The organism is Pseudomonas sp. GD03862 (assembly GCF_029840855.1).
GTDB classification, from domain to species: Bacteria; Pseudomonadota; Gammaproteobacteria; order Pseudomonadales; family Pseudomonadaceae; genus Aquipseudomonas; species Aquipseudomonas alloputida.
This window is the reverse complement of sequence record NZ_JAOCDI010000001.1, coordinates 1-14,346: the sequence shown is the minus strand read 5'-3', so window position 1 is coordinate 14,346 and position 14,346 is coordinate 1. Positions and strand designations below refer to the sequence as shown.

The following is a 14,346-nucleotide window of genomic DNA, read 5'->3' as shown; positions in this document are numbered from 1 at the left end:
GATCGACTCCTGGCACACTTGAGGTGCCTTTTGTTTTTGTTGTGGATCACACAAAGGCTTGAATCAATGATCAATCGTGAAGTACTTCAACATCCCCCTTGTGCCCCACCGCCAGGCTGTACTGAATCAACGCGTCATCGACGGCGTGTCCGATCTGCAGTTGATAACGCCCTGCGATCAATACGCTGCGGTTGGCACGGCTGTCCCAGCGGGAGAACGCATCTGCCTGCAGCGTGAGGCGAACCTCCTGCTCGGCCCCGGCTTGCACGAACACCGCAGCGAAGGCTTTAAGCGACAGGCGTGCAGGTTCATCGGCGGCTGATGGCTCCAGCAGATACAACTGGACCACCTCCTTGCCCGCCCGCGCGCTGATATTGCGCACCGTCAGCGAGATCACCAGTTGATCCACCCGTTTGCCGTGCACAGCGCCAGGGCTGTACGCGAAACGGGCATAGCCAAGCCCATAGCCAAAGCTGAATGCCGGATGAGTATCACGTGCGATAAAGCTGCGATAGCCCACCCACCAGCCTTCGTGATAAGCAAGGTCGCCATTGGCAGCAGGGGTCAGCGACCACACCGGATAGTCGGCTTCATCTCGGGCGAAGGTCACCGGCAGGCGCCCTCCCGGTTCACGCTCGCCAAATACCACGCTGGCCAGCGCGGGCCCAAACTGCTGCCCTGGATACCAGGCAACGATGATCGCCGCGGCATCTTGCAGGCACTCCATATCGACCGGATGGGCGACATTGAGTACCACCGTGGTACGGTTGTTCACAGCGCAGACCCGACGGATCAATTCTTCCTGCGCGGCAGGCAAATGGGTACTGGAGCGGTCGACGCTCTCAAGCCCGGCGTCTGCCGTTTCGCCGACCACCAGCAGAACGTGGTCGGCCTCTTCCGCCAACGCAATCGCCTGCGAAACAAGGTCGCAAGGCTCTGGCACCTGGCAGCCCAGCCACAGACCGTGGGCAAGGCTGCGGGCGATGTCCATGGTCAAACTCAAACGGACTGTTTGCCCCTGTTCAAGGTTGAATGCCGCCGTCGTATGGGACGCCTGCATCAATTTGCCCATTATGTCGCCTTCGGCAGTAGCACCATCGAAGGTGCCCAGCAACGCACCATCGAGCGTCAACTGCACACGCCCGGTCCCGCCCCAGTAAAAGCGATATTCACCGCTGCGCGGGGCAACGAAACGAGTGTTTACCGTCACTTGCGCCTGGTCTTTCAGGGTCAACAGCGGCCCTATACCCGGCATGTCCTTGAACCAGACCAGCGAACTCGCATGGCGGATTTCGCGGTGGCACGGTTGAGCAGCGCCGGGGGCGAAAAACTCAACCAACAAGCCTGGCTGGCCTTCCCCACACGACAAATCAAGTTCAGTGATCGGCGGTATACGGTGCTCAGCTGCAGCACCCTGGGCATAAATGACTCGTTTGCCAGTGTCCGCCAACGCCTGATTGAGGGCCTCGAGCGGCGAAACCACATCGTCGGCCAAGGCGACCTTGGCAAAGGTCCCGCCCTGATAGCACGGCCGGATCGCATTAGGCCCAATCACCGCGAGCAGCCCTTTTGAGTCAGACTCCAAGGGCAGCAGATCGCCCTCATTACGCAGCAATACCATGCCCGCTGCAGCCGCCTCTTCGAGTACTTGCAGGCGCCTGTCAGTAGCCGCTGCCGAGCGGTCAGGTGCCTGTGTCGGTTGTGCCCGTGCGGTCAGTCTGCGCAGACGTTCGATTGCATCGTCCAGACGCGCTTCGTCCACGGCATGAAGGCTAGGGTTACCCAGCAGCGCAGCCCCCATGTGTCGGCCTGGTCCAGGCATCTCGAGGTCCAGACCGTTATTCAAGCTGACGATGCCATCCTGCGTACCGAACCAGTCCGACATGACCAAGCCGTCCCAACCCAGGTCGCCCTTCAGCCACTTGCGCAGCACCTGTTCATGCTCGGCACACGCCCGACCATTGACCCGGTTGTAACCCGTGAGCATTGCCCATGCACCGTGGCGCGCAGCATATTCAAAGGGCTTGAAGTAGACATCGCGCAACGCCTGTTCATCGACCACCGCATTCATGCTGCGCCGGTCGGTTTCGGAGTCATTGCACACCACGTGCTTGATTACTGCGGCAACGCCTTCTTGCTGCACGCCCTGCGCCCAGGCCCAACCCAGTTGTGCAATCAACAGCGGGTCTTCGCCGAACAGTTCAAATGCTCTACCGGCCAGCGGGCTGCGCATTAAATTCAGGTTGGGTGCCAGCACCGCCTGAACGCCCATGCGCACGGCCTCTTCGGCAATCACCTGACCAACACGTTGTACCAGCTCGGCGTCCCACGAAGCCGCTAATGCCAAGCCACACGGGGTCAATAGGGCGACATCGCGCTCGTCTACCCGGCCACCTGTGACGCCCATCGGGCCATCGGCCATGCGCAACGCGCTCAGCCCCCATTGCTGATCCGTGCAGGTCGACCACATGTCGGCACCGGCGGTGAACATCAGCTTTTCGGCGAGATCTTCACCAGGCATTTTCAAGCTCCGCAGCCACAACCCGTACAGGGGCTGCCAACGCCTGTTCGGCCACCAGTTGCAACGCTTGGGTGACCCGCTCATCAGTGCAGCTGCCACTGGTGTCGAACAGCTTTACGCCGGCGGTGTTCAACGTCACGCCCAATGGCGTAGGCCAGCCGCGCATCGCATGGACGATCGAACGCAAGGCTCCCAACGTTGTATTGCAACCCTGCCAGCCGGCGGCGGTGACGATGCAGCCTACCGCACGCCCGTCGAAGTACACACGGGTGTCGTCACGCAGATCTTCGAGAAGGTCCAGCGCATTTTTTACCAGCCCCGAGACACCACCATGGTAGCCAGGTGTGGCGAGGATAATGCCGTCCGCCTGGCGCACGGCTTCGATCAGCGCCAACTGTCCAGCGCTGCGGGTATTATCCTCGGGGTTGAATGCCGGCAGCTGTGCAAGCTCGGCGCCGCCGAACATGAGGGTGCGGGCACCGCATTGCCTGGCATGCTGCAAGGCAAAGGCAAGCGCGCGCTCGGTGCTTGAGCCGGAACGGGTAGTGCCGCCGATACCGACGATGAGTGGCCCTTGTTTCAAAGGTTTAAGAGTATTGGCTTCTGTCATGGGAAAGGGCTCCGGCGGTCACTGAAAACGAGGCATGACGTGTTTGGCAAACAGCTCCATAGACTGACGGCCATAGCGCACTCGCTCTTGCGTGAGGGGGCCATTGGTGAAGCCCATCAGCACGTTGCCGATACCCAGCTGACGGTGCTTTTCCAGCTCTGCAGCAACGGTTTCCGGGCTACCGTGCAGGCACCATGTCTTGATCCATTCACGGCTGAAGCAATCGGGGTGTGGATGCAACTCAACGCCGCTGATCTGCTCGGCTCGCTTGTTGAATTCATACTCGCGGTCGATCGCGCGCTTGTATGCCTTGAGGATTATCTGAAGCTCTTGCTCGGCCTGTTCATCGGTTTCTGCGATGTGCACGCATTGGTAGGTGTGAGTGGTCCAGGACAAGCAATGGTCAACCACCTGCTGGGTATGCCCGGCGGCCTCCAGGGCGTCGCGGTAGCGCGTGAAGTACCGACTAAGGTGCTCGAAGGGCTCGGCGCTGGCGGGTACCGGAGGAGTGAATGCAGGGATAAACGCCGGCCAGCCCATATCAGCGGCGCGCTGCATGCTGGTTTCACGCAGTGCCACTGGCATGATGCGATTGAACGGCCGCTGGAACGCCGTAGGTACGATGCGCTGTACCACTGCCCCTTTGTAATGGCTGGTCTCGAAGGTAATCGGCTCATCTTCGACGCGCTTGTCCCAAAGCCGTTGCACCAAGTCGAGGTTTTCCTGCAAGAGAGCCGATGCTTCCTTGTAGTTCACGCCAAAACCGATCATCTCTTCAGGTGTAGTACCGCTGCCGATACCTACCAGCAGGCGGCCCTCGGTCAACTGATCGAGCAGGTTGACACGTTCGGCAAAACGCACCGGGTGATGCAACGGCACAGTGGTAACAGACATGCCAAAGTGCACGCGTTTGAGCCGACTGGCCAGATACGCGGCGAACATGAACGGGTCACTGGACATCGGTGCGTAGCCCGTGAAGTGGTGATCGGGCATGAAAATCGCGTCGAAACCCAGGGTTTCAGCCTGACAGGCGTGATCGATCAACGCGTCCATGACCGCCTTGTCGTCTTCTGCGGCGGTGGAGCGGCCTACAAGGAACACTGAAAAACGCATAGAAAAACCCTTCTTATTATTGAATCGGAATTCTGATTCTAGATAATTGTCGAAATTAGACCTGAAGTACGGTGCCAGGGAAGATCTCAGAACACGTGCGCCAACGTCTGCAGCACTGAAAACAAGCCGTCATTTGACAGCCGCGAGAGACAAGGATGGAGGATGGTAATGGGAGCCATGGAATAATTACCTTTTCTTGTTATGCGTGAGCAATCCACCTAAATAGAATGCACGTTCTATTTGCAGAAAATAGCAGCTCGTCCAAAGCTCGTCAACACGTCCAGATGCCCGCTAATGTATGACCTTCGCGACACAATCTTTCTTGCAGCAGTTAAAATCAGCGTTTCATTTCCAACCAGAGGCAGATCCATGTCCATTGCGCCTGGCGCCAAGCAACCCAAACAAGACCGCAGTCGAGCCTCCCTTGAGCGCCTGATGGCCGCTTCACGTGAGTTACTACGCGATGGCACGTTTGAGCAGCTCACCATCGGCGCGATCAGTAAGCTCTCAGGGGTCTCGGTGGGGTCAATCTACGCGCGTTTTCAAGGCAAGGATGATCTGTTCCTGGCGGTAATGACCAATGTACTTGCCGAAATCGATGCGGAGTGGGCCACCCTCTTAAGCGCCTTACGCGCGCGCGAGCTGCCACTCGACAAGCGTGTGCCTGCAGTGGTGGAGATGCTCGCCGAACACCTCAAGACCCATGCCAACCTGTTGCGTCCGCTGATGGGCCGCGCATCGGACAAGCACGTCGCCAATTGCGGCAAAGCCAGCTACCTGAAAGCTGCCCATGGTTTTCAGAGCCTATTGCTGGAGTGCTGCGCTGATATCCGCCATCCGAATCCGCCCCATGCGGTAGAGGCGTGCTTTTCGATCACCTATGCCGCACTGGCACGATTCCTGGGGCTTGGCTCTGCGGCCGAAGCCTCTGGCGAGGGTAATTGGGAACAATTGAAAAAAGACCTCGGCATCATGTGTCGGGGTTTCCTTTGCCTGGAAATGGACCACAGTTGATCGGCTTTGCCTTGGTTTGCCGCGCGCAGTGCCCACTTAGCCGGGTCGAGTGGCAAGATATCGACATCCTGCTCTCCCCAATCCAGGTTCACCGATGCGTACCACTGCCTCAGGGGCTTCTTCGGTGATGCACGCCGCGCGTTCGGAGAGTTTGCGGTCTATCACCCTGTTTGAATAGCGCTGCATGAATTCGTCAACGTCAGGTAGCAGCGTACGGAGGCACCAAGGCTCGTACGTATTGATCGCATTCACGGCACGCAAGCTCTGCTACCAACCGAATAGCCTCGGACGAGTGCGCTTGGGTATAGCTTACAACCAACGGCTGGTTGGGGATTGCCAGCCCGCAGTCCACCAGCCTCACTTGACCCGACTCGATGGCATAGCGCACCGGCGCAAGAGGAACAAACGCGTTGCCAAAACCAGCCTGAACCAGTTGCACCAGTGCGGATATCGAACTGACATGGTGCGTCTTGCCGACCGGGAGGCTGAACCTGCGGTAAAGCTCTTTAAGGACCAGATGGGGTTGTGAGTTCTGGCTCATGGTGATGGTCGGCTGCCCCAGCAAATCCAGAATGGGTTGCTGGGCACTGATCATCGCCTGGTTGCTGACTATCCACCCTGTGGCAATCGAGAGGCAGGGAATGCTGGTGATACCGTCACCTTCGATAGGATGCGTCTGCAGGGCGATATCGATCACCCCATCACGTAATGCCTTATGAACACCGGCGCTGGTTTCCGAGGTCAGCTGAACCTCGATACCCGGGTAAGTCGACTGCAGGCACTTCAGGAAGGCAATCAGCCAAGTATGCACCACGCTGTCTACCGCACCAATGCGCACTAACCCCAAAACTTCGTGACTGGGCCGACCCAGATGGCGGATCTCTTGTTCCAAATCCAGCATGCGCTCGCCATAGTCGACCAGCCGCGAGCCGACCGCAGTCAACTTGAGCTCTCGTGTTTCCCGCTCAAACAACCGAGCACCGATCTCTTCTTCAAGCGAAGCGATCCGGTTGGATATGGCAGCTTGGGTCAGGTGCAGATGCTCGGCCGCGGCTCTGAAGCTTTTCAGCCTTGCAATCTGTAAGAACGCCTCGATGAAACGCGTATTCATTGATTCCCCACGAACTCGATCCGGCGGATAGCCCCGCTACCAAGCGGGGCGTTCGATCTATGAATCGATGATCCATCAGAACAGGCTCAGTGGGTAGCTGATCACGAGGCGGTTTTCGTCGATATCATTACCAAAGGTTGAGCGGACAGTGGCGTTGCGCCATTTGATTGAGGCGTTTTTCCATGAGCCGCCCTGGATGACATAGGTGAGCTCACTATTGCGCTCCCATTCTCGTCCTTCGCCGCCGCTCGAAAGCTGAACTTGGTCTCCCCGGACATATCGGCTCATGAAGCTCAACCCAGGAACACCCCATGCGGCCAGATCCAGATCGTAGCGCAACTGCCATGAACGCTCTCCAGCATTGGAGAACTGCAGGATCTGAACGAAGTTAACAAGGTAGGGATCGGTTCCGTTTACGTACGGATAAGCATCGTGCCCGCTCATCTTCTGGAAGCCCAGACTCAATGTGTGGTGCTTCTGGCGGAACCCTACCAAGGCGCCCACTGCCCTGTTGTCGATGTCGCGAAAGTCCTCTACCTCTTCCGCCTTCGCCCAGCGCAAATCGAAAGAGAGGTGTCGATCCGCCGTGAAATCGACGCGCCCTTGGTAATTGGCCAGCGTGTGTTGGTAAATGCCGTCCAGCTTTCCGTAATAAGCCCGGACTTGGCTTTTGTCATTCAGCGCGTAATCCGCTCCGTACAGGGTGAAATCCTCGCTGCGCCCGCCATAGCGGCTGGTCAGCCGCTCCCAGTTAGATGAATCCAAACCCATCGTTTTGGTCACGCGTGCAGCCTGAAGGGTGAGGCCCGCCAGCTCACTGGATTCCAGCGTGGTGGCTTTGAACAGCCCAGGTAGCAGCCGAGAGTCGGCGCTTTGAAGCACGGGCTTACGAAAGGCCATGACGCCCGAGCGAACAAGCGTCTTGGAGTACTTCAATTTGAAGCTCGCGCCCAGTCGGCTGAATTCATCATCCGAACGTCCGTCACGCTCAGTTGGGAACATACCGGTGCCTGCACGATCTGGGCTGGAATCGAGTTTGAGGCCGGTCATGGCGACGCCATCGATCCCCAGCCCAAACGTACCTTGAGTAAATCCGGATTGGAGTGTCAGAACGGCGGCTTCACCCCACTCCCGTGCTTGGCTTTGACCGTTTGCACTGTTACCTCCAGGCTGGCGAAAGTCTCGATCGAAATACAGGTTTCTGAAGTCGACGTTTGCCCGGCTGTCTTCGAGAAAGCCACCGGCTCTCAGGTCCGTTGCAAAGGTCAAACACAGGACAGCAGGTACCACGGGCCAATGTGCACGCATGCAGCGACCTCTTCTTCTTGAATAGATGAATACCGCAGGAGGGAGTGCGCACGATAAGGTCGTGCGCGTGCTGGCATTCCCTTAGGAAGGGATCAGCCTTGCGATTGGCGCCCCGTAGCCTACAAGCTCGCCGTCGACCGGGCAGTAGCCGACCATGACGCCGGCAGCTTTCACTTTGACGGGTTGAAGGGACTCCCCAACCTGAATGAAGCCGATGATTGCACCCGCCTCGACAGGTTCGCCAACGGCCGCCAGAGCGACGCCCTGCAAAGGATGGGAAGACAAGAACCGGCCGGCCTTCGGAGCCTCGACTAAAGTATCCTGGCGACCCGGGACAGGCAGTTGAACCGGTTCCACGACAGATGTACGGGATTGTAACGCGAAGACCAGAACCACTGACCCCTGCTCAGTTTCGTACTCACATCTCGCAATACCTCGCCCCTGCAACTGCTCAATCAGTACCGCGAGTTCTTCAACGCTCATGAGGGCTCTCCGCAGACTGACCAAAGCCTTGTTCGAAAAGATGTTCCAGGTGATGGATGTTGTAGCCGCCAGCTGTGAACCCAGGTTCATCCATCAACCGTCTGTGCAGTGGAATGGTGCATGAAATCCCCTCCAGCACGGTTTCTTCTAGTGCCTGGCGCATCCTGTTGACGGCCTCCTCGCGGTTGCTGCCATACGTAAGTATCTTGGCCACCAGCGAGTCGTAGTGGGCCGGTACTTGGTACCCGGAATACAAGTGGGACTCGACACGAACTCCCGGGCCGCCAGGCGCAAGCCAATGGTCAACTGTGCCCGGTGCCGGCGTGAACCGCCATGGATCCTCGGCGTTGATGCGACACTCAATCGCGTGCCCGGTCACGGCGACATCTTTCTGGCCGAACGACAGAGGCTCCCCCCGGGCGATTCGCAACTGCTCCACCACCAGATCGATACCGGTCACCAACTCAGTCACCGGATGCTCGACCTGGATTCGGGTATTCATCTCGATGAAGTAGAAAGCCCCGTCTTCGTAGAGAAACTCGAAAGTGCCCGCGCCGCGATAGCCGATGTGCACGCAGGCGTCGACGCAGCGTTGCCCGATCTCTGCGATCGCCTCTCTTGAAACACCGGGGGCAGGAGATTCTTCGATCACCTTCTGATGCCGCCGTTGCATGGAACAGTCACGCTCACCGAGCCATACCGCATTGCCGAATCCGTCTGCCAGGATCTGGATTTCGATGTGCCGCGGATTTTCGAGAAAACGTTCGATGTAAAGGGCCGGGTTACCAAACGCACGATTGGCTTCTTCCCGCGTGGTGATCACCGCCTGAGCCAACTGGCTTGGCTCGCGGACGATGCGCATTCCCCGCCCGCCTCCACCACCTGCTGCCTTCACAATCAGCGGATACCCCACATGTCGGGCTATGTCAGCCACCGCCTGTGGGTCGCCAGGCAGAGCGCCGTTCGAGCCGGGCACGCAAGGCACGCCGGATTCCAGCATGGCCTTTTTGGCACTGACCTTATCGCCCATCAGGCGAATGGCTGCAGCGGTGGGGCCGATGTACACTCGACCGGAGCGTTCTACAGCCTCGGCAAAATCGGCACGCTCAGACAAAAAGCCGTAGCCGGGGTGGATGGCGCCCGCACCGGTTAGCTCGGCGGCCTCCAGCAGGCGACCGATATCCAAGTAACTTTGAGCCGAGGCGGCGGGGCCAATGCACAGTGCCTGATCGGCCAATTGCACATGGCGCAGATCGGCGTCTGCCGAGGAATGCACGGCAATAGTCCGAATCTGCAATGCCCGGCAAGCACGCAGGATTCTCAAGGCGATCTCGCCTCGGTTGGCGATCAAGACTGAGTCAAACATGGCCATCCTCCATCGATTGCAGCTCGAACAGCGGCGTCCCTGCCTCTACCGAAGCACCGTCCTCTACCAAGATGCGCACCACACGCCCGCTGCGCTCGCTTTCGAGCACGTTTAGCATCTTCATCGCCTCAATGATTCCTACCTGCTGGCCTTCCTCAATGACAGTGCCAACATCGACGAAAGCGGACTCATCCGGCGAAGGGGCGCGGTAGAAAATGCCAGTCAATCCGGCATCAATGGTCCAACTCGATTGGCGTGTCGGCGTTGCCATTGATGACTGCGCTTCAGGTGGGCGAGGCTGCAGGGGCACCGTCCACCCCGACTCTTTGACCAACCGAATACGGGTGCCGTCTGCCGAATATTCGATTTCACTCAATGCGCTGTTTTCGAGCAGGCTGACGAGCCGTTCGACAAGGGGTTTGTCCATCAGCGGGATCCCTCAGCGAAAGCACAAACCTGGACGCCGGCCAACTCCAAGGTCTTGCGTAGTACCCGTGCCATGCTGATTGCACCTGGCGTGTCGCTGTGCACACAGATGGTGTCGATATGAACTGGAAGCATGCGTCCGCTCACCGTTTCGATACCGCCTGCCTGAACCATGCGCAGCATGCGCTGGGCGGCGAAATCCACGTCGTGGAGCACTGCACCAGGCTCTTTACGATGAACCAGATGGCCGGCCTCGGTATAAGCACGGTCCGCGAAGACCTCTGCACGAGTTTCGAGGCCCATATCATTGGCAATCGGAATCATCAGTCCACCCGCGAATGTGACGCAGACGAGCGTGGGGTCGACGGCTTTGACGGCCTTGGCGATAGCCTTGGCAACCTCAGGGTCCGTTTGGGTGAGATTCCCGAGCGCACCATGGGCTTTGACGTACGTGATGGGGTGACCGGCGTAACTGGACAACGCCACAGCCGCACCGACCTGGTAGGCAACGAAGCGCTCAATTTCGCCGGTCGTGTGCGGAATCACCCGGCGACCGAAACCCCAAAGATCTGGAAAACCGGGGTGGGCCCCCACTGCTACGCCCTTGGCTTGGGCTTGGGCGAAGGTGGTAGCCATGATCTCAGGGTCGCCGGCATGCAGTCCGCAGGCGACGTTAGCAGAGGTAACGATGTCGAGGATCGCGTCATCGTCACCCATTTTCCAAGGACCAAAGCCTTCGCCCATGTCCGAGTTGATATCGATGCGTAAGGTCTTGTTGTTCATTGTCTGTTCCTCGAATCAGGCTGGTGGACTGACGTCCAGGTGTCGCTGAATGTTCGCGAGCGCCGCACGGTGCTGGGCAAGGGCTTCAATGCCTTCGGCCACAGTGACGAGCTCGAAATGAATGCTGCAACCGACGCCCGCTTGGGCGAGGCGCCAGAGGTCGCAATCGAGTACCGTGGCGATCTTCGGATAGCCGCCGCAGGTATTGGCTTCCGCCAGTTGCACGATGGGTTGCCCCGCTGGCGGCACCTGGACAGTGCCCGGCGCAATGCCATGTGAGAGCAATTCGATGGGTCGAAGGGTCTGCAGGGGTTGGCCCTGCAGGCGGTAACCGACGCGGTTGGCCTGCGGGGTGACTTCGTAGGGAGTGGAATAGAACGCGTCCAACGAAGCGGAGGAAAAGTCGTCAGCCTGAGCTGCCGCGATCGCCCGCACTGTCAGCTGCTGGCCGCGCATAGCCTCTGCATACTGCACACGCTCAAGGGGCAGGATGGCACGTCCTGGTAACGAAAGGCTTTGGGGCAATAGTCGAAGACGGTCACCACGATTGAGGCCCCGCCCTTCATGACCGCCGAACCCCGCCTTCAGATCTGTCGCGCGGGAACCCAATTGCACCGGTGCGTCAACACCACCTGAAAACGCAAGGTAAGCCCTGACCCCCAAGCGTGGTCGCTCAACCACTACCTGTTGGCCGGGCCTGATTTCCAGACAAGTCCAACTGGGTACGGGATGCCCATCCACGCTAAGTGCGCAGTGTGCACCGGTGCAACTGACGAGTAGCTCGCGTTCCGCCTTGAAACGGAACGGAAAGATGGTCACTTCAAGCCCTGCAGCGTTCTCCTGGTTGCCAACCAGCCAGTTGGCAATCATCAGTGCGGGCGCATCCATGGCGCCACTGCGGCTCACCCCCATCGCCATGCACCCCGAGCGCCCGAGATCCTGGACCAGGTTCAATGCACCACCACTCAGTACTTCGATCATGACGCGACCTCCCGAACCAGGAACCGAACTTGGTCGCCGGGCAACAGCAGGCATGGCTGCTGTCTTTGAATGTCGAACAGATCGACGTCAGTACGCCCTATCGCGTGCCAGCCTGATGGTGCGGTGCACGGCATTACTCCGGCCTGCGCACCACCAATAATCACAGTACCTTTGGCGAGCTGTGCCCGCGGGGACGCTCTTCTGGGTTTGGCCAATTCAGCGGGTAGCCCTGACAGGTAGGCGAAGCCGGGCATGGAGCCGACGCACGCCACCTCATAGGTTGCGTTACTATGACATTCGATCCACTGATCAATGCTGAACCCCGCGTGCTCGGCGAGCATGGCCAGGTCCTGAGCGGCTTCACCGCCGTAGCTCACCGGGATTTCCATAACCCTGGGGGTGGAAGGAAGCGCATCGGGATACAGCCAAAGGCTCTGAATCAATTGTTCAATCGTCGAAGGTGAACTAACGAACGGGTCAAACATGACCAACAGATTGTTCACCCCGAGCACCAATTCACTGATCTGTTGATCAGTTTCCAGTGCGCGCGCCAGTGAAAAAAACTTTCTTTGCACACTTGGCGAAAACACCGGCTGGGAACTATCAACAAGCACTGCACCACACCCTGACGGGCTAAACAATAATTCGGCGGCAGGCGTTTCAATAATGTCTATATCTCGCATGGCTTGATCCCACAGCGAAGTTTTGACAGGCAACCCCAATTGGGCATCAGGAAGTTGCCTGTCTATTTCGGATTATTCTTCCAACGGTTTCTTCGCGGTTTCACGTGCGAATGCAAGCGCTATCAAGGTGATGATCAGCCCGCCGGCGATATATAGGCTGACTGCGAACGAAGACTCGTATACCTTGAATATTCCCGTGATAACCAGTGGGGCCAGTCCGCTTCCGACAATGCCGGCCAAGGTATAGGCCAACGACGATCCGGCATACCTGACGCGAGTGGGGAATTGCTCTGTAACGAAAGCAGCTTGGGGGCCGAACATCATTGCTTGGAAGATCATGCCGACAATGACTGCCAGGCAGATGAGCACGGGGGATGCGGTATCCAGCAGCACGAAGAACACAAACCCCCAGCCAAGCGATAGCACTGCTCCCAATGCGTAGACCGGCCGGCGCCCCAATCGGTCGGAAAGCATACCGAACAGCGGAACACTGACGGCATGGAACACGGAACCGATAATCGTGGCAGTCAGCGCGGTAGAACGAGGTAAGTGCAGGACGTTGGTCACATAAGCGAGCGTGAATACCACCAGCAACGCGTAGACGATGTCCGAGCCGATACGTGCGCCGCCTGCGACCAGCAACCGCCGCCAGTGCCCAACGAACACTTCCCGCACCGGTGCGTCGACTTTGGCTTCCTTCGCCTCGATCGACTTGAAAACCGGTGTTTCATCTACACCCCGACGCAGCCAGAACCCGAGCATCACCAACAGGACACTGGACAGGAATGGAATACGCCAGCCCCATTCCTGGAACGTCTCGGGCGTCATGACGAAAGTGATCAAGGCAATGAACCCGGCACCCAACAGGGTCCCGCAGGCCGGACCTACCTGTGTGAAGGAAGCATTCCGACCACGATGGCGATCTTCGCCATGCTCCATGGACAACAGTACTGATCCGGCCCACTCCCCACCAATAGCTGCCCCTTGCAGGAAACGCAGCAGGACCAGAAGGATTGGGCTCCAAATACCCCAGGTTTCATAGGTAGGTAACAACCCCATCAACCCGGTCACCGTCCCCATCAAAATCAGTGTCGCCACCAAAACCCAGCGCCGGCCGAGCTTGTCGCCCAGGCTGCCGAAGACGATCCCGCCCAGAGGGCGCGAGACATAGCCTACCGCGTAGGTGGAGAACGCAATGACGGTACCCGCCAACGGGTCGAACGAAGGGAAGAAGATGACATTGAAGACCAGCGCCGCCATCAGGTTGTAGACCGTGAAGTCATACCATTCGAGCGTAGTCCCGATCGAGCTGGCAGCGGCGAGTCGCCTGATGTCGGCACGCTTGCCAGAATTTTCGCTGCTGATGGGGCCTGACTGATCCACGGATGCGATCGAAGTGTTCATCAACGCACCTCCCCGACCGAGTCCTTGCTCAGGCTCTGATACACGCCAAAATGGGTGCTACCGGTGGGCAAATGGATCAGGCTGGATTCGGCAGCCTGTCGCGCCGCACTTTCGCTGGCGCATTCCACGATGAGTATGGGAGCCATCGGCCGCGGGTTGCCGGCTTCCTGGGGCAACGGCAAGCTCAGCGCTGGCACCGGACTTATAGCGTAGCTCTGGATGTACCCTGGGATCTCGGCAAGTGCTGAATGAAGCGTGTTCAGCGAGCGAGGTTCAGTTGCTTCGGCTGCTGCGACGACTGCCACCCACTCCCCTCCAGGCTGGTCAAATTGCCCAAAAGCTTCACCGATGCGACGGGTGGGGTTCTGCATGAGCGGAAGCATTTTCCTGGACCAGACAGACTGGTACTTGAACGCCTGCGCATATTCCGGGCAGTCGAAGGCAGAGATGCCCTCTGCCCAATAGAGCGCGAGGTATTTTGGAAAATCGGATGGGGATTTAAAGCGTGTTGCCTTAATCACTCCGGCCATCGATGCACGGTCC

The 14,346-nt window shown here is 58.6% G+C and carries 14 protein-coding genes; 1 reads left to right on the top strand and 13 read right to left on the bottom strand.

The features are described from left to right. Positions 1–70 precede the first annotated feature (70 nt). The 3 genes from N5D53_RS00070 to N5D53_RS00060 are packed head-to-tail and all read right to left on the bottom strand — an operon-like array spanning position 71 to position 4,244. A complete protein-coding gene (locus tag N5D53_RS00070) occupies positions 71–2,521 on the bottom strand; it encodes a glycoside hydrolase family 3 C-terminal domain-containing protein (protein WP_279838985.1) in 2,451 nt (816 codons plus the stop codon). After that, a complete protein-coding gene (locus N5D53_RS00065; protein WP_132845601.1) occupies positions 2,511–3,131 on the bottom strand; it encodes an NADPH-dependent FMN reductase in 621 nt (206 codons plus the stop codon). The genes N5D53_RS00070 and N5D53_RS00065 overlap by 11 nt, the downstream gene beginning before the upstream one ends. A gap of 18 nt (positions 3,132–3,149) precedes the next feature. Continuing rightward, complete coding sequence (locus tag N5D53_RS00060; RefSeq protein WP_266033135.1) at positions 3,150–4,244, bottom strand: LLM class flavin-dependent oxidoreductase; 1,095 nt, start codon at positions 4,242–4,244, stop codon at positions 3,150–3,152. A gap of 369 nt (positions 4,245–4,613) precedes the next feature. Here N5D53_RS00060 and N5D53_RS00055 point away from each other — a divergent pair, with 369 nt between their 5' ends. Continuing rightward, entirely contained in the window at positions 4,614–5,258 is a 645-nt protein-coding gene (locus tag N5D53_RS00055; RefSeq protein WP_132845603.1) for a TetR/AcrR family transcriptional regulator, read from the top strand. Positions 5,259–5,457: 199 nt separating this feature from the next. Here N5D53_RS00055 and N5D53_RS00050 read toward each other — a convergent pair whose 3' ends face one another. The 10 genes from N5D53_RS00050 to N5D53_RS00005 form a co-directional block, all read right to left on the bottom strand. Continuing rightward, a complete protein-coding gene (locus tag N5D53_RS00050) occupies positions 5,458–6,369 on the bottom strand; it encodes a LysR family transcriptional regulator (protein ID WP_266033126.1) in 912 nt (303 codons plus the stop codon). 75 nt (positions 6,370–6,444) lie between these two features. Continuing rightward, on the bottom strand, positions 6,445–7,677 hold the full coding sequence (locus N5D53_RS00045) for an OprD family porin (RefSeq protein WP_279838977.1): 1,233 nt from the start codon (positions 7,675–7,677) through the stop codon (positions 6,445–6,447). Between the two features lie 81 nt (positions 7,678–7,758). Continuing rightward, entirely contained in the window at positions 7,759–8,160 is a 402-nt protein-coding gene (locus N5D53_RS00040; protein WP_279838976.1) for a hypothetical protein, read from the bottom strand. Further along, entirely contained in the window at positions 8,150–9,526 is a 1,377-nt protein-coding gene (gene accC, locus N5D53_RS00035) for an acetyl-CoA carboxylase biotin carboxylase subunit (protein ID WP_266033117.1), read from the bottom strand. Before accC ends, N5D53_RS00040 begins: the two co-directional genes overlap by 11 nt. Continuing rightward, the gene (locus tag N5D53_RS00030) at positions 9,519–9,953 is read right to left on the bottom strand and encodes a biotin/lipoyl-containing protein (RefSeq protein WP_279838973.1); all 435 of its coding nucleotides are present in this window, start codon (positions 9,951–9,953) and stop codon (positions 9,519–9,521) included. The genes accC and N5D53_RS00030 overlap by 8 nt, the downstream gene beginning before the upstream one ends. Then, positions 9,953–10,735, bottom strand: a complete 783-nt coding sequence (locus N5D53_RS00025; protein ID WP_279838971.1) for a LamB/YcsF family protein — start codon at positions 10,733–10,735, stop codon at positions 9,953–9,955. The genes N5D53_RS00030 and N5D53_RS00025 overlap by 1 nt, the downstream gene beginning before the upstream one ends. Positions 10,736–10,750: 15 nt before the next feature. Further along, positions 10,751–11,716, bottom strand: coding sequence for a biotin-dependent carboxyltransferase family protein (locus tag N5D53_RS00020; RefSeq protein WP_274083868.1), 966 nt, complete (start codon positions 11,714–11,716; stop codon positions 10,751–10,753). Further along, positions 11,713–12,399, bottom strand: a complete 687-nt coding sequence (gene pxpB / locus N5D53_RS00015; RefSeq protein ID WP_279838965.1) for a 5-oxoprolinase subunit PxpB — start codon at positions 12,397–12,399, stop codon at positions 11,713–11,715. The genes N5D53_RS00020 and pxpB overlap by 4 nt, the downstream gene beginning before the upstream one ends. A gap of 72 nt (positions 12,400–12,471) precedes the next feature. Further along, complete coding sequence (locus N5D53_RS00010; protein WP_108078641.1) at positions 12,472–13,803, bottom strand: MFS transporter; 1,332 nt, start codon at positions 13,801–13,803, stop codon at positions 12,472–12,474. Next, the coding region (locus N5D53_RS00005) for a hypothetical protein (protein ID WP_279838963.1) at positions 13,803–14,346 on the bottom strand (544 nt) is incomplete at its 5' end. The genes N5D53_RS00005 and N5D53_RS00010, both read right to left, overlap by 1 nt.

Coding starts and splice junctions, on each gene's coding strand:
- N5D53_RS00070 (WP_279838985.1), bottom strand. CDS start 2,521: ATGCCTGGTGAAGATCTCGCCGAAAAGCTGATGTTCACCGCCGGTGCC.
- N5D53_RS00065 (WP_132845601.1), bottom strand. CDS start 3,131: ATGACAGAAGCCAATACTCTTAAACCTTTGAAACAAGGGCCACTCATC.
- N5D53_RS00060 (WP_266033135.1), bottom strand. CDS start 4,244: ATGCGTTTTTCAGTGTTCCTTGTAGGCCGCTCCACCGCCGCAGAAGAC.
- N5D53_RS00055 (WP_132845603.1), top strand. CDS start 4,614: ATGTCCATTGCGCCTGGCGCCAAGCAACCCAAACAAGACCGCAGTCGA.
- N5D53_RS00050 (WP_266033126.1), bottom strand. CDS start 6,369: ATGAATACGCGTTTCATCGAGGCGTTCTTACAGATTGCAAGGCTGAAA.
- N5D53_RS00045 (WP_279838977.1), bottom strand. CDS start 7,677: ATGCGTGCACATTGGCCCGTGGTACCTGCTGTCCTGTGTTTGACCTTT.
- N5D53_RS00040 (WP_279838976.1), bottom strand. CDS start 8,160: ATGAGCGTTGAAGAACTCGCGGTACTGATTGAGCAGTTGCAGGGGCGA.
- accC (WP_266033117.1), bottom strand. CDS start 9,526: ATGTTTGACTCAGTCTTGATCGCCAACCGAGGCGAGATCGCCTTGAGA.
- N5D53_RS00030 (WP_279838973.1), bottom strand. CDS start 9,953: ATGGACAAACCCCTTGTCGAACGGCTCGTCAGCCTGCTCGAAAACAGC.
- N5D53_RS00025 (WP_279838971.1), bottom strand. CDS start 10,735: ATGAACAACAAGACCTTACGCATCGATATCAACTCGGACATGGGCGAA.
- N5D53_RS00020 (WP_274083868.1), bottom strand. CDS start 11,716: ATGATCGAAGTACTGAGTGGTGGTGCATTGAACCTGGTCCAGGATCTC.
- pxpB (WP_279838965.1), bottom strand. CDS start 12,399: ATGCGAGATATAGACATTATTGAAACGCCTGCCGCCGAATTATTGTTT.
- N5D53_RS00010 (WP_108078641.1), bottom strand. CDS start 13,803: ATGAACACTTCGATCGCATCCGTGGATCAGTCAGGCCCCATCAGCAGC.